This is a genomic window from Streptomyces sp. NPDC058955 (assembly GCF_042741435.1).
Taxonomy (GTDB): Bacteria; Actinomycetota; Actinomycetes; order Streptomycetales; family Streptomycetaceae; genus Streptomyces.
In genome coordinates this window covers 23,933-37,570 of sequence record NZ_JBHYKM010000057.1, presented here as the reverse complement: position 1 = coordinate 37,570, position 13,638 = coordinate 23,933, and the positions used below count along the sequence as shown (strand labels likewise).

14 protein-coding genes and 1 pseudogene are annotated in these 13,638 nt (G+C 75.0%); 10 read left to right on the top strand and 5 right to left on the bottom strand.

What is annotated here, in order from left to right; translation table 11 throughout:
• Positions 1-69 precede the first annotated feature (69 nt).
• Together ACFW1I_RS21910 and ACFW1I_RS21905 are read right to left on the bottom strand one after the other, a co-directional pair.
• Positions 70-693, bottom strand: a pseudogene (locus ACFW1I_RS21910) (response regulator); the annotation flags it as partial.
• A 3-nt stretch (positions 694-696) separates the two neighbouring features.
• Positions 697-1,875, bottom strand: coding sequence for a sensor histidine kinase (locus tag ACFW1I_RS21905; protein ID WP_384672476.1), 1,179 nt, complete (start codon positions 1,873-1,875; stop codon positions 697-699).
• Positions 1,876-1,987: 112 nt separating this feature from the next.
• Between ACFW1I_RS21905 and ACFW1I_RS21900 the strand changes: the two genes are divergently transcribed.
• Entirely contained in the window at positions 1,988-3,064 is a 1,077-nt protein-coding gene (locus tag ACFW1I_RS21900) for an ABC transporter permease (protein WP_384672473.1), read from the top strand.
• Positions 3,061-3,747: an ABC transporter ATP-binding protein gene (locus ACFW1I_RS21895; RefSeq protein WP_384672471.1), complete on the top strand. Its 687-nt coding sequence runs from the start codon at positions 3,061-3,063 to the stop codon at positions 3,745-3,747. Before ACFW1I_RS21900 ends, ACFW1I_RS21895 begins: the two co-directional genes overlap by 4 nt.
• A gap of 277 nt (positions 3,748-4,024) precedes the next feature.
• Here the strand turns inward: ACFW1I_RS21895 and ACFW1I_RS21890 are convergent, their stop codons facing one another.
• The gene (locus ACFW1I_RS21890; protein WP_384672469.1) at positions 4,025-4,831 is read right to left on the bottom strand and encodes an IclR family transcriptional regulator; all 807 of its coding nucleotides are present in this window, start codon (positions 4,829-4,831) and stop codon (positions 4,025-4,027) included.
• Between the two features lie 327 nt (positions 4,832-5,158).
• Between ACFW1I_RS21890 and allB the strand changes: the two genes are divergently transcribed.
• Complete coding sequence (gene allB, locus ACFW1I_RS21885; RefSeq protein WP_384672466.1) at positions 5,159-6,496, top strand: allantoinase AllB; 1,338 nt, start codon at positions 5,159-5,161, stop codon at positions 6,494-6,496.
• A 3-nt stretch (positions 6,497-6,499) separates the two neighbouring features.
• Entirely contained in the window at positions 6,500-7,618 is a 1,119-nt protein-coding gene (gene alc / locus ACFW1I_RS21880; RefSeq protein WP_384672463.1) for an allantoicase, read from the top strand.
• A 353-nt stretch (positions 7,619-7,971) separates the two neighbouring features.
• On the opposite strand, the gene ACFW1I_RS21875 is transcribed toward alc, so the two are convergent.
• Positions 7,972-8,730, bottom strand: coding sequence for an SDR family NAD(P)-dependent oxidoreductase (locus tag ACFW1I_RS21875; RefSeq protein ID WP_384672460.1), 759 nt, complete (start codon positions 8,728-8,730; stop codon positions 7,972-7,974).
• Positions 8,731-8,903: 173 nt separating this feature from the next.
• Here ACFW1I_RS21875 and ACFW1I_RS21870 point away from each other — a divergent pair, with 173 nt between their 5' ends.
• The 3 genes from ACFW1I_RS21870 (at position 8,904) to ACFW1I_RS21860 (ending at position 10,918) form a co-directional block, all read left to right on the top strand.
• Positions 8,904-9,515 carry a dihydrofolate reductase family protein gene (locus ACFW1I_RS21870; RefSeq protein ID WP_384672457.1) on the top strand — a complete coding sequence of 204 codons (612 nt, stop codon included), beginning with the start codon at positions 8,904-8,906 and terminating at the stop codon, positions 9,513-9,515.
• A gap of 104 nt (positions 9,516-9,619) precedes the next feature.
• Positions 9,620-10,558, top strand: coding sequence for a DMT family transporter (locus ACFW1I_RS21865; protein ID WP_384672454.1), 939 nt, complete (start codon positions 9,620-9,622; stop codon positions 10,556-10,558).
• 9 nt (positions 10,559-10,567) lie between these two features.
• Positions 10,568-10,918, top strand: a complete 351-nt coding sequence (locus ACFW1I_RS21860) for a hypothetical protein (RefSeq protein WP_384672452.1) — start codon at positions 10,568-10,570, stop codon at positions 10,916-10,918.
• A gap of 25 nt (positions 10,919-10,943) precedes the next feature.
• On the opposite strand, the gene ACFW1I_RS21855 is transcribed toward ACFW1I_RS21860, so the two are convergent.
• Entirely contained in the window at positions 10,944-11,168 is a 225-nt protein-coding gene (locus tag ACFW1I_RS21855) for a hypothetical protein (RefSeq protein ID WP_384672449.1), read from the bottom strand.
• Positions 11,169-11,312: 144 nt separating this feature from the next.
• Here ACFW1I_RS21855 and ACFW1I_RS21850 point away from each other — a divergent pair, with 144 nt between their 5' ends.
• Genes ACFW1I_RS21850 through ACFW1I_RS21840 form a run of 3 tightly spaced genes read left to right on the top strand, consistent with a single transcriptional unit; the run spans position 11,313 to position 13,637 of the window.
• The gene (locus ACFW1I_RS21850; RefSeq protein WP_384672446.1) at positions 11,313-12,527 is read left to right on the top strand and encodes a sensor histidine kinase; all 1,215 of its coding nucleotides are present in this window, start codon (positions 11,313-11,315) and stop codon (positions 12,525-12,527) included.
• Positions 12,524-13,210, top strand: a complete 687-nt coding sequence (locus ACFW1I_RS21845; protein WP_384672444.1) for a response regulator — start codon at positions 12,524-12,526, stop codon at positions 13,208-13,210. Before ACFW1I_RS21850 ends, ACFW1I_RS21845 begins: the two co-directional genes overlap by 4 nt.
• 34 nt (positions 13,211-13,244) lie before the next feature.
• Complete coding sequence (locus tag ACFW1I_RS21840) at positions 13,245-13,637, top strand: PaaI family thioesterase (RefSeq protein ID WP_384672501.1); 393 nt, start codon at positions 13,245-13,247, stop codon at positions 13,635-13,637.
• Position 13,638: the final 1 nt, after the last annotated feature.

The window sequence follows — 13,638 nt, the reverse complement described above, 5'->3', positions numbered from 1 at the left end:
CTCGCCGCCCCCCCCCGGCCCCCCCCCCCCCCCCCCCACTGACCCGGCCCGGCCCCAAGCACCCGCCTCGCGCGGAAACAGCCGCCGCTCGCGGGCCGCCGCCACCGCGGCCGTCCGCGAGTCCACGCCCAGCTTGGCGAAGACGTGCACCAGATGGGACTTCACCGTCGCCTGGCTGAGGAAGAGCACCTTGCTGATCTGCTGGTTCGACAGGCCCTCGCCGACCAGCTGGAGCACCTCCAGCTCCCGCTTGGTCAGCGCCTCCGCCGGGGTCCGCATCCGGTCCATCAGCCGGTGCGCCACCGCCGGGGCGAGCGCCGACTGGCCGGCCGCCGCCGTCCGCACCGCCGCCGCCAGCTCCTCCGGCGGCGCGTCCTTCAGCAGATAGCCCGACGCCCCGGCCTCCACCGCCGCCAGGATGTCCGCGTCCGTGTCGTACGTCGTCAGCACCAGCACCCGCGGCCCGCCCGGTACGGCGGTGATCGCCGCCGTCGCCTCCGAACCGTGCATCCCCGCGCCGAACTGGAGGTCCATCAGGACCACGTCCACGCCCCCGGCCGCCGCCAGCTCCACCGCGCGCTCCGCCGTCGCCGCCTCGCCGACCACGGTGAAGCCGGGCTCCGTGTCCAGGACCGCGCGCAGCCCCGCCCGTACCACCGGGTGGTCGTCGGCGAGCAGGAGTCGGATCGTCATGCTTCACGCTCCAGCGGGGAGGGGGAGGGAGACGGCGACGGCGGTGCCCTGGCCGGGCGCCGACTCGACGGTGAACGTGCCGCCCAGCGACTCCGCCCGCGAGCGCATCGCCGGCAGCCCGAAACCGCCGTCCGAGGACGGGTGGACGGAGGCGGGGTCGAAGCCCCGGCCGTCGTCGACCACGTCCAGGGTCACCGACGCGTCCATGAACGACAAGGTGATCTCCGCCCGCGAGGCCGACGCGTGCCGCACCGTGTTCCCCAGCGCCGACTGCGCGATCCGCAGCAGCGCCACCTCGTACGGCGTCGGCAGCTCCACCGGCGTCCCGCTCACCGAGAACCGCACCCGCGGCCCCGCGCCCGGCTCGCACAGCCGCTCCAGCGCCGCCGCCAGCGAACCGTGCTCCAGATCCGGCGGCGTCAGCGCCCGCACGAACCGGCGCGCCTCCGCCAGATTGTCCTGCGCGGCCTGCCGCGCCCGGTCGATGTGCCCGGCCGCCGGCGAACCCGCCGGCAGCGCCCGCTCGGCCGCCCGCAGCAGCAGCTGGATCGAGGAGAGCCCCTGCGCGAGCGTGTCGTGGATCTCCCGGGCCAGCCGCTCCCGCTCGGCCAGCGTCCCCGCGTGCCGCTCGGCCGCCGCCAGCTCGGCCCGGGTGGCGATCAGCTCCTCGATCAGCTGCCGCCGCCGCTCGCTCTCCCGGTACAGCGCCTGGTAGCCGAGGACGGTCGCCACGGCCACGGCGGCGCCGAGCAGCGGGCCGATGAAGACCCCCGGGTTCAGCGCGGCGCCGTGCCCGACGTACGAGAGGATCGCCGCGCCCGCCGTCAGCGCGACCGCCGGCAGCGACCAGCGGGTGGGCAGCAGGTGCAGCTGGAGGAAGTACAGCGGGAAGGCCAGCCACAGCGCCTCCGGCGTCGCCCACAGCAGCGCCAGCCAGGCGAGCGCCAGGACCGCGAGCCAGCCGGCCGCGGCCCGCTGCGACCGCCGCACGGAGGGGAGCCAGGCCCCGGCCGCGTACACCGCGCCGGTCAGCACCGCGAGGACGGTCCCGGCCGTGGAGTGGGCGCGGACCGCCGCCAGCACCAGCAGCCCCGCCATGAGGAGGTGGAGGCAGAGGCGCAGGGCGCGGAGGGCGGGGGTGAGGGTGCGCCGGGCGGGTGGGAGGGAGGAGCAGGGTTCCATGACCTCACCAGCGTAGAAGGGGGGTGGGGGTGGTGGGTCAATCGAAAGTTTGAAAACGGAGCCATCCGTGGCGCGATGTCCGCGGGGGGTCGCGGCGGCCAGGCTTGGCCCCATGTTCGTGGCATGGAGAGACCTGAGATTCGCCAAGGGGCGGTTCGCCCTCATGGGCACGGTGATCGTGCTGATCACCCTGCTCGTGGGGCTCCTTTCCGGGCTGACGGCCGGACTCGCGCGGGAGAACGTCTCCGCGGTCACCGGCCTGCCCGCCGACCGGATCGCGTTCGCGGCGCCGCCCGCCGGACAGTCGGTCTCGTTCACCAACTCCACGGTGACGGAGCGGCAGTGGACCGCGTGGGAGGAGCGGCCCGGGGTGACCGCGGCGGCGCCGCTGGGCATCCGCACCGTCAACGCGGCCGCCGGCGAGCGGACCGCCGCCGTCTCCGCCTTCGGTACGGAGCCGGGCGACGGCCTCGCGCCCGGTGCCGTCGCCCCGGGCAGGGCCGTCCTGTCCGAGTCGGCGGCCGAGGAGCTGGACGCGCGCGCCGGGGACACGGTCCGGCTCGGCCCGCTGGAGGTCACCGTCGCCGCCGTCGCCGGTGACGCCTCGTACAGCCACACGCCCGTCGTGTGGACCGCGCTCGACGACTGGCAGCAGCTCGGCCACAGCGGCACGACGACGGAGGAGCAGGCGACGGTGATCGCCCTGCGCGGCGACGGCGCCGACTGGGCCGCCGGCGACGCCGCCGTCGGCACCGAGGCGCGGACCGTCGACGACGCCCTCACCGCCATAGGGTCCTACCAGGCCGAGAACGGCTCCCTGCAGCTGATGCGCGGCTTCCTCTTCGTGATCTCCGCGCTCGTCATAGGGGCCTTCTTCACCGTCTGGACCATCCAGCGCAGCGGTGACGTCGCCGTCCTCAAGGCGCTCGGCGCCTCCACGCCCTATCTGCTGCGGGACGCGCTCGGGCAGGCGGTGCTGATGCTGGTGGCGGGGACGCTGCTGGGCACCGGCCTCGCGCTCGGCATCGGCGCCCTCGTCAGCGGCGGCGACGTGCCCTTCGTCCTCTCGCCGCTCACCGTCCTCGGGCCGGCCGCCGTCATCATCGTGCTCGGCGCGATCGGCTCCGCCCTGTCCATCCGGCGGATCACCGCCGTCGATCCCCTCACCGCGCTCGGGAGCGTCCGATGAGCCTCGAACTCGATGCCGTCACCCTCACCTACCCGGACGGGGACGGGCGGCTGACCGCCCTCGACGAGGTCTCCCTCACCGTCCCGCCGGGCCGGCTCACCGCCGTCGTCGGCCCCTCCGGCTCCGGCAAGTCCAGCCTGCTCGCCGTCGCCGCGACGCTCGTCACCCCCGACCGGGGCCGGGTCGTCGTGGCGGGCACGGACACGGCCGGGCTCGACGCGGCGGGCCGGGCGGCGCTGCGCCGGACGTCCATCGGGATCGTCTTCCAGCAGCCGAACCTGCTGCCCTCGCTGACGGCGGCCGAACAGCTCCAGGTGATGGCCCACCTGTCCGGGCGTCCGCCGAAGTCGGTACGGGACCGGGCCATGGACCTCCTCGACGCGGTCGGCCTCGCGGACCGGGCCGGCCGCCGTCCGCACCAGCTCTCCGGCGGCCAGCGCCAGCGGGTCAACATCGCGCGGGCGCTGATGAACGAGCCGTCGGTCCTCCTCGTCGACGAGCCGACGAGCGCGCTGGACCACGAGCGGGGCGCGGCGGTCGTCGAGCTCCTCGCCTCGCTGACCCGGGACCGCGGGACGGCGACCGTCCTCGTCACCCACGACCGCTCCCACCTCGCGGCGGCGGACCGGCTGGTGACGGTCGAGGACGGACGCCTGACGGCCGACGCCGTGCCGGCCGCCTGAAGCGGCGCGCCCGACGCGCGCGTCGCCGGGCTCCTCGGCGGGCCGCGCCGAGCGGTCGCCGGCCGCCCCCCCGCCCCGCCCCCCGGCCCCCCCGCGCCCCGGCGGGGCCCCCCGGGCCCGGGGTGGGCCCCCCCCCGCCCCCCGGGGGCCCGGCGCCTTCCCGGGGCGCCCCCGCCCCGCGCTGCGCGGGCCCCCGCGGGGGCCGCCCCCGCGCGCCCCCCCCCCCCCCGCCCCGCACCCCCGGCCGGGGGCTGCGGCGTGCTCGGGGGCGCGGGTGCTACGCCTGGCCGTTGCCGGCGGTGTTGGCGAGGGCCGTGGAGAGCTCGCGGGCGACCTGCTGGAGGATCGGGACGATCCTCTCCGTGGCCGCCTCCGTGACCCGGCCCGCCGGGCCGGAGATGGAGATCGCCGCCGCGGTGGGGGAGTCGGGGACGGAGACCGCGAGGCAGCGGACTCCTATCTCCTGCTCGTTGTCGTCCACCGCGTACCCGGTGTCGCGGACCGCCGCGAGCGCCGCGAGGAAGCCGTCCGGCGTGGTGATGGTCTTCTCGGTGGCGGCCGGCATCCCGGTGCGGGAGAGCAGGGCGCGCACCTCGTCGTCCGGGGTGTGCGCGAGCAGCGCCTTGCCGACGCCGGTGGAGTGCGGCAGCACCCGGCGGCCGACCTCGGTGAACATGCGCATGGAGTGCTTGGACGGCACCTGGGCGACGTACACGATCTCGTCGCCGTCGAGGAGCGCCATGTTCGCCGTCTCGCCGGTCTCCTCGACCAGCCGTGCCAGGTAGGGGCGGGCCCAGGTGCCGAGGAGGCGGGAGGCCGACTCGCCGAGGCGGATCAGGCGGGGGCCGAGGGCGTACCGCCGGTTGGGCTGCTGGCGGACGTAGCCGCAGGCGACCAGCGTGCGCATGAGACGGTGGATGGTGGGCAGCGGGAGACCGCTGCTGGCGGAGAGCTCGCTCAGCCCGACCTCGCCCCCGGCGTCGGCCATCCGTTCCAGGAGATCGAAGGCGCGCTCGAGGGACTGGACGCCGCCGCTCGCGGCGGGCTTGGCGGCGTCGGTGGTGCTGGCGCTGGACGTCGGCACGTCAACGGTCCTTTCGGGGCAGGCGGGCAAGGCAGCAGCCTACCGGTCCGCCGGGCCGGGCACCGTGTGCGGGGCCAGGCGTCCGGGCCGGTCAGCGGGGTGTTTGTCCGTTGTCGACGGCTGCGCCGCGGAGATCTGGACCACCCCGCCTGTGGGGAGCTACCTTCTACTGTACGAAATTCGCATTCCACTTTGTGGAAACGTCTAAGGCGGCTCGGTGGGGTGCGGGCGGACCGGGCGGGCCCTTGACGGCTTCTCCTCCCGGCCGCAGACTCCTTCAACAGTTCGTTGAAATTCTGCTTCGTGGAAGCGGAACGGGAAAGGGGCATGGTGGACGTCAACCTGGTACTGCGCTCGACACGGGTCATCACCCCGGAGGGCACGCGGCCGGCGGCCATCGCCGTCTCGGGCGGGACGATCGCGGCGGTGCTGCCGTACGAGGCCGAGGTGCCGGCCGGCGCGCGGCTGGAGGACGTCGGCGACCACGTCGTCCTGCCGGGCCTGGTCGACTCGCACGTCCATGTGAACGACCCGGGCCGCACCGAGTGGGAGGGCTTCTGGACCGCCACCCGCGCCGCGGCGGCCGGCGGCATCACGACGATCGTCGACATGCCGCTGAACTCGCTGCCGCCGACGACCACGGTGGAGAACCTGCGGGTCAAGCAGGAGGTCGCCCGGGCGAAGGCCCACGTCGACGTGGGCTTCTGGGGCGGGGCCCTGCCGGACAACGTCAAGGACCTGCGACCGCTGCACGACGCCGGCGTCTACGGCTTCAAGTGCTTCCTGTCGCCCAGCGGCGTGGAGGAGTTCCCGGAGCTGGACCAGGAGCAGCTGGCCCGGTCGCTGGCGGAGATCGCCGGGTTCGACGGGCTGATGATCGTGCACGCCGAGGACCCGCACCACCTCGCGGCGGCGCCGCAGAAGTCCTCCGAGCAGTACGCCGACTTCCTCGCCTCCCGGCCGCGCGACGCCGAGAACACGGCCATCGCGAACCTGATCGGCCAGGCCAAGCGGCTGGGCGCCCGCGTCCACGTCCTGCACCTGTCGTCGTCGGACGCGCTGCCGCTGATCGCCGCCGCCAAGGCGGAGGGGGTGAAGGTGACGGTGGAGTCCTGTCCCCACTTCCTCACCCTCACCGCCGAGGAGATCCCCGACGGTGCCACCGAGTTCAAGTGCTGCCCGCCGATCCGCGAGGCCGTCAACCAGGACGCCCTGTGGCAGGGACTGGCGGACGGGGTGATCGACTGCATCGTGTCGGACCACTCGCCCTCGACGGCCGACCTGAAGACGCCGGACTTCTCCTCCGCCTGGGGCGGGATCTCCTCGCTCCAGCTCGGTCTCCCGGCGATCTGGACCGAGGCCCGCCGCCGCGGCCACTCCCTGGAGGACGTGGTCCGCTGGATGTCCGCCGGCCCGGCCCGCCTCGCCGGCCTGGACCGCAAGGGCGCCATCGAGGCCGGCCGCGACGCCGACTTCGCCGTCGTCGACCCCGACGCCACCTTCACCGTCGACCCCGTCGAGCTCCAGCACCGCAACCGCATCACCGCCTACGCCGGCAAGACCCTCCACGGCGTGGTCGCCGCCACCTGGCTGCGCGGCGAGAAGATCAACGACCGCGGCACCCTGGCCGAGCCCTCCGGCCGTCTCCTCGAAAGGAACAACTGACCCGTGAGCACCGGCATACCTTCCTTCACCGGCGACGCCAGCCCGTACGGCGGCGGCGACCCGTACGCCGACTACCGCACGGCCGAGTTCCCCTTCACCCAGTACGCGGACCTCGCCGACCGCCGCCTCGGCGCCGGCGTCATCGCCGCCAACGACGAGTTCTTCGCCGAGCGCGAGAACCTGCTGAAGCCCGAGGCCGCCGAGTTCGACCCCGAGCACTTCGGCCACAAGGGCAAGATCATGGACGGCTGGGAGACCCGCCGCCGGCGCGGCGTCTCCGCCGCCGAGCCGCACCCCACCGCCGAGGACCACGACTGGGCGCTCGTCCGGCTCGGCGCGCCCGGCGTGATCCGCGGCATCGTCGTCGACACCGCCCACTTCCGCGGCAACTACCCGCAGGCCGTCTCCGTCGAGGCCGCCTCCGTACCCGGCTCGCCGTCGCCCGAGGACCTGCTCGCCGACGACGTGAAGTGGACGACCCTCGTCCCGCGCACCGCCATCGGCGGCCACGCGGCGAACGGCTTCGCCGTCGACGTCGAGCAGCGCTTCACCCACCTCCGCGTCAACCAGCACCCGGACGGCGGCATCGCCCGCCTCCGCGTGTACGGCGAGGTCGCCCCCGACCCGGCGTGGCTGGGCGTGCTCGGCACCTTCGACCTCGCCGCCCTGGAGAACGGCGGGCAGGTCGAGGACGCCTCCGACCGCTTCTACTCACCGGCCACCAACACCATCCAGCCGGGCCGCTCCCGCAAGATGGACGACGGCTGGGAGACCCGCCGCCGCCGCGACAAGGGCAACGACTGGATCCGCTACGCGCTCGCCGCCGAGTCCGAGATCCGCGCCGTCGAGATCGACACCGCGTACCTCAAGGGCAACAGCGCCGGCTGGGCCGCGCTCTCCGTCGCCGCCGAGGGCTCCGACGACTGGACCGAGATCCTGCCCCGGACCCGGCTCCAGCCCGACACCAACCACCGCTTCGTCCTCGACACGCCCGCGGTCGGCTCCCGGGTGCGGATCGACATCTACCCGGACGGCGGCATCTCCCGCCTCCGCCTCTTCGGCTCCCTCACCGAGACGGGCGCGTCCCGCCTCACGGCCCGCCACCAGGAACTGGGCGGCTGACCGGGAGCCCGTACGACTCGGGGGCCCGGCCGGCCGACACCGGCCGGCCCCTGACCGGGCGGGTACGACACCCCGCCCGGCCGGGAGGGCGCACCGACCCGACAGCACCGGTGCGCCCTCTGTGTTTTTTTTGGGCTCGGTTCGCCTCCGGGGCGCTTCGTGCCGGGCTCACGGGCCCGACCGTGCTCGCCTCCCTCGTTCCTCGGGAGGCTCCGCGCGCTCGGACCCGTTCCCCCGGCGCGCCCCTTCGGCTCACTCGCCGGCCCGTCGGGTGAAGCTCAGCCCCTCGGACGAGGCTCAGCCCCTCGGGTGAAGGCCGGGCTCGCCCGCCAGGCTCAGGTCCCCGCCCCCCGTCAGGCCGCGTGGCCGCCGTCCACCGACAGTTCCGCGCCCGTCACGTAGCGGCCTTCCGGGCCCGCCAGGTACGCGACGGCGGCGGCCACCTCGTCCGGGGTGCCGAAGCGGCCCAGGGCCGTCATGGCCGCCTGGCCCTCCGCGTACGGGCCGTCCGCCGGGTTGAGGTCGGTGTCGACCGGGCCCGGGTGGACGATGTTCGCGGTGATCCCGCGCCCGCCGAGTTCGCGCGCCAGCGCCCGCGTCAGGCCCACCAGGGCGGACTTGCTCAGGGTGTACAGCGTGCCGCCGGGGCCCGGCACGCGCCGGGTCATGCAGGTGCCGATCGTGACGATCCTGCCGCCGTCCGGCAGCCGCTCCGCCGCCGCCTGGGAGGCGAGGAACGTGGCCCGGACGTTCACCGCGAGCACCCGGTCCACATCGGCGAGGGTCAGCTCGCCCAGCGGGCCGAGGACGCCGATGCCGACGTTGTTCACCAGGACGTCGAGCCGCCCCAGGTCGTCCGCCGCCCGGTGCACCACGCCCGCCACCGCCCCGGCGTCGCCCGCGTCCGCGCGCAGCGGCAGCGCCCGCCGGCCGGCCGCCTCGATGCGGGCCGCGACCTCCTTGGCCGCCGCCTCGTCCCGTACGTACGTGAAGGCCACGTCGGCGCCCTCCCGGGCGAGCCGGACCGCCGTCGCCGCGCCGATGCCGCGGCTGCCGCCCGTCACCAGGACCGCCGCCCCGTCCATCGTGTTCACCGTGTTCACCGTGGACATTTCCCGCCTCCTCGACATCACCCAACTGGTTGCGGATTCAAGGAAAGCGGGGGCGGGGAGCCGCCGCTGGCGGGCATCGGACGCCGACTTCCGCGCGCACCGATGAGTTGCGGCGCCGGGCCGGGTCGATACGGATGGGAGACAGCGTTCCCACCGACCGAAAGGCAACCGTCATGGCCACCCTCAGCCTCACCCAGTTCCTCACCCTCGACGGCGTCTACCAGGCCCCCGGCGGTCCCGACGAGGACCGCAGCGGCGGCTTCGAGCACGGCGGCTGGTCCGTGCCCTTCGGCGACGAGGACTTCGGCCGGCACATCGACGGGATCTTCTCCCGGCCCACCGCCTTCCTCCTGGGCCGCCGCACCTACGAGATCTTCGCGGGGTACTGGCCGAAGCACGACGACCCGGCCGACCCCGTCGCGAGCAAGCTCAACGCCCTGCCCAAGTACGTCGCCACCACCACCCTCGACTCCGCCGACTGGGCCCACACGACCCTGCTGCGCGGGGACGTCGTCGAGGAGGTCGCCGCGCTCAAGGAGCGCCTCGACGGCGAGATCCAGATGCACGGCAGCGGCGGACTCGCCCGCACGCTGCTCGCCCACGACCTCATCGACACCCTCCACCTGCACCTCTTCCCGGTGGTCCTCGGCACCGGCTACCGCCTCTTCGCCGAGGGGGCTCGGCCGACCGCCTTCCGGCTCACCGAGGCCGTCGTCACGAGCACCGGCGTCGCCCTCCACACGTACGAGCGCGCGGGCCGCCCCACGTACGGCAGCTACGCCTGAGAAAAGGGTGTAGTCGCCACGGGCATCGCCGGGTACGGTGAGCGTCCCGCGTGCGAGCCGCCGAAGTCTCCACCCCTTCCGAAGAGTTGGAGACCCGTACCGACATGGCCGCTTCGTCCGCTTCGCCGTACGCCGGACCCGTCCCCTTCGGCGCCCGGCGCCGCGCCTGGCTCACCGACCTTCCGCTGCTGCTCGTCGCCGTGTTCTGGGGCGGCAGCTACCTCGCGGCCAAGGGCATCACCACCGGCCACACCGTCATCGCCGTCCTGGTGCTGCGGTTCGCGCTGGTGGTGCCGGTCCTGGTCGCCGCCGGGTGGAAGGGCCTGCGGGCCCTGACCGGCGCCCAGTGGCGCGGTGCCGCCCTGCTCGGCGCGATCCTCGCCGGGATCTTCCTCCTTGAGACCTACGGGGTCGTCCACACCTCCGCCACCAACGCGGGCCTGATCATCAGCCTCACCATGATCTTCACCCCGCTCGCCGAGGCCGCCGTCACCCGGATCCGGCCGTCCCGCGGCTTCCTCGGCGCCGCCGGGCTCTCCGTCGCCGGCGTCGTCCTGCTCACCCAGGGCGCGGGCTTCACCGCCCCCTCCCTCGGCGACCTGCTGATCCTGCTCGCGGCGGTGGCCCGGACCGTGCACGTCCTCGCCATGGCCCGGATCGAGGCGGTCCGGTCGGCCGACTCGCTCTCCCTGACCACCGTCCAGCTCGGCACCGCCGTCCTCGTCTTCGCCGCCCTCGCCGCGGCCGGCGGCGGCACCACCCCCTGGGCGGCGGCACTGGACTTCGGCCCCCGCGAGTGGGCCGGCCTGCTCTTCCTCTCCGTCTTCTGCACCCTCTTCGCCTTCTTCGTGCAGATGTGGGCCGTCCGCCGCACCTCCGCCTCCCGGGTCAGCCTGCTGCTCGGCACCGAGCCGCTGTGGGCCGCCCTCGCCGGCATCGCCCTGGCCGGCGACCGGCCCGGCGTCCTCGGCCTCGCGGGCGCGGTCCTGGTCCTCACCGGCACCGCCTGGGGTCGCCGGAGCGCCGACGCGGACGCCCGATAGGTTCTGTCCATGCCAAACAATTCGACCGCCACCACCGCCGAATCGCCGCTGCTCACCCGCGCCCGCCGCACCCAGGCGTGGGGCCTCGGCCTCCTCGCCGTCGCCGGGCTCCTCTGGGCCTGGTTCGCCGTCCTCCTGGTCACCCCGTACGACGAGGACGGCGACGGCTACGACTGCCCCGCCCTGATCACCAGCGAATACGCCCACGACGGCAGCTGCGCCGAGGAGCGCGACTGGCCGCTCCTGATGGCCCTGCTCGGCGGCTCCGTCCCGTTCGCCGCCCTGGGCGCCGGGCTCACCGCGAGCGGCGGCTCCCAGCGCCGGCTCGCCGAGCACCTGGACGCCGCCTCCCGCGCCTAGGCCCTGACTTTCGGATCAGGCAGGCTCAGGACCTCTTCTCGGCCCGCTCCGAGACGATCATCAGGACCAGCCCGAGCACGGCGATCACGATGTTCGCGAAGACCTCGCGGCCTTCCAGGAACCCCACGTGCTCGGTCAGGAAGCGCGTCGCGCCCATGAACGAGAACCAGCCGTCCGTCAGCTCCCGCACCACACCGCAGACCCCGAAGACGGTGAGCAGGAAGCCGGTCACCTCAAGAAATCTCCTCATGCGGCGATCATGGGCGCGCCGCCCGGCCCGCCGCGTCGGCCACCGGTCCACCGCCCCGCGACCGAAGTATCGACCCGCGCGACTTCGGTAGCGGACGGGCGGCGCGGACCGGTGCGCCGGGCCCCGGCTGCGTACATTGCGGATATGACGCGAACGGACCGGCAGCGCTGGCTGCTCCCCTCCCACCTGGTCGAACCGGGCGGGAGCGGGGCCGCCCGGCCGCGCCGCACCGTCCGCGACTGGGTCGTCGACACCGTGGTCTTCCTGCTCGCCGCCTTCTTCGGGCTCGTCGCCCTCGACACCAGCGCCCGCTACAACAGCGACGCCGTCAACCTGGTGGACCAGATCGTCGGCGCCCTCGCCTGCTGCGCGCTGTGGCTGCGCCGCCGGTGGCCCGTCGGGCTCGCCGCGGTGCTCGCCGTCGTCGGCGCCCTCGTCCCGGTCGCCGCCGGCGCCATGCTGGCGAGCCTCTTCAGCGTCGCCGTCCGGCGGCCCTTCCGGGAGATCGCCTGGATCCTCGGGATCGCCCTCGCCGGCGCGTTCGCCACCGTCTTCATCCGCCCCGACCCCGAGACCGGCGCCACCCTCGGCATCGTCCTCGGCGCCTCCCTCACCCTCCTCGTCACCGCCTGGGGCATGCTCGTCCGGGCCCGCCGCCAACTCGTCGAGGCGCTGCGCGAGCGCGCCGAGCGGGCCGAGGCCGAGGCCGAGCTGCGGGCCGCCCAGGCCCAGCGGCTCGCCCGCGAGGCCATCGCCCGCGAGATGCACGACGTCCTCGCCCACCGGCTCACCCTGCTCAGCGTCCACGCCGGCGCCCTGGAGTTCCGGCCCGACGCCCCGCCCGAGCAGATCGCCCGCGCCGCCGGCGTCATCCGCGACAGCGCCCACGACGCCCTCCAGGACCTGCGCGAGATCATCGGCGTGCTGCGCGCCCCCGGGGAGGAGAGCGGCGGCGGCGACCGGCCGCAGCCGACCCTCGCCACCCTCGGCGCGCTCGTCGACGAGTCCCGCGAGGCCGGGATGACGGTCGTCCTGGACTCCACGGTCGACGACCCCGGCGCCGTACCCGCCGCCACCGGCCGCACCGTCTACCGCATCGCCCAGGAGGGCCTCACCAACGCCCGCAAGCACGCCCCCGGCGCCCGGGTCACCGTCGTGCTGCGCGGCCGGCCCGGCGACGGGCTCACCGTCGAGGTCAGCAACCCGGCGCCCGACGGACCCGTGCCGCACGTCCCCGGCTCGGGCCAGGGACTCATCGGACTCTCCGAGCGGGCCGCCCTCGCCGGCGGGCGCCTCGACCACGGCCCGGCCCCCGGCGGCGGCTTCGCCCTCACCGCCTGGCTACCGTGGCCCCCATGACCATCCGGCTGCTCCTCGTCGACGACGACCCCCTGGTCCGCGCGGGCCTCACCCTGATGCTCGGCGGCGACGCGTCCATCGAGATCGTCGGCGAGGGCTCCGACGGGAGCGAGGTCCCCGACCTCGTCGCCCGGCTCGCCCCCGACGTCGTCCTCATGGACATCCGCATGCCGCACGTCGACGGACTCACCGCCACCGAACTGCTGCGCGCCCGCCCCGGCGCCCCCGAGGTGATCGTCCTGACCACCTTCCACGCCGACGAGCAGGTGGTGCGCGCGCTGCGCGCCGGCGCCGCCGGGTTCGTCCTCAAGGACACCCCGCCCGCCGAGATCGTCGCCGCCGTCCGCCGGGTCGCCGCCGGCGACCCCGTGCTCTCCCCGGCCGTCACCCGCCAGCTGATGAGCCAGGTCGCCGGCCGCCCCGAGGCCCGGCCCCGCCGGGCCGGCGCCGCCGAACGCCTCGCCGGGCTCGCCGACCGCGAGCGGCAGGTCGCCGTCGCCGTCGGCCGCGGCGCCTCCAACGCCGAGATCGCCGCCGAGCTGTACATGAGCGTGCCGACGGTGAAGACGTACGTCTCCCGGCTGCTCGCCAAGCTCGGCCTCAACAACCGGGTCCAGATCGCCCTCCTCGTCCACGACGCCGGTCTCCTCGATCAGGCCCCCCAGGAAGGTACCGGCGAGTAGGGTGACGCGGGTGACCGACATCGCGACCCTCGCCATGGCCCGGGACATCCTGCGGGCCCAGCCCTTCAGCCGCCTCGTCGGCGCCGACGTCCGCGCCTTCGGCGACGGCGGCGCCACCCTCGAACTGCCGATCCGCGAGGACCTGCGCCAGCAGAACGGCTTCGTGCACGGCGGAGTCCTCTCCTACGCCGCCGACAACGCCATCACCTTCGCCGCCGGCACCGTCCTCGGCCCGGCCGTCCTCACCGCCGGGTACTCCATCGACTACGTCCGCCCCGCCGTCGGCGTCACCCTCCGCGCCCGCGCCGAGGTCCTGCACGCCGGCCGCCGCCAGGCCGTCGTCCGCTGCGAACTCCTCACCGTCGACGAGCAGGGCGACGAGACCGTCTGCGCCCTCGCCCAGGGCACCGTCCGCGCCGTCGGCTGAG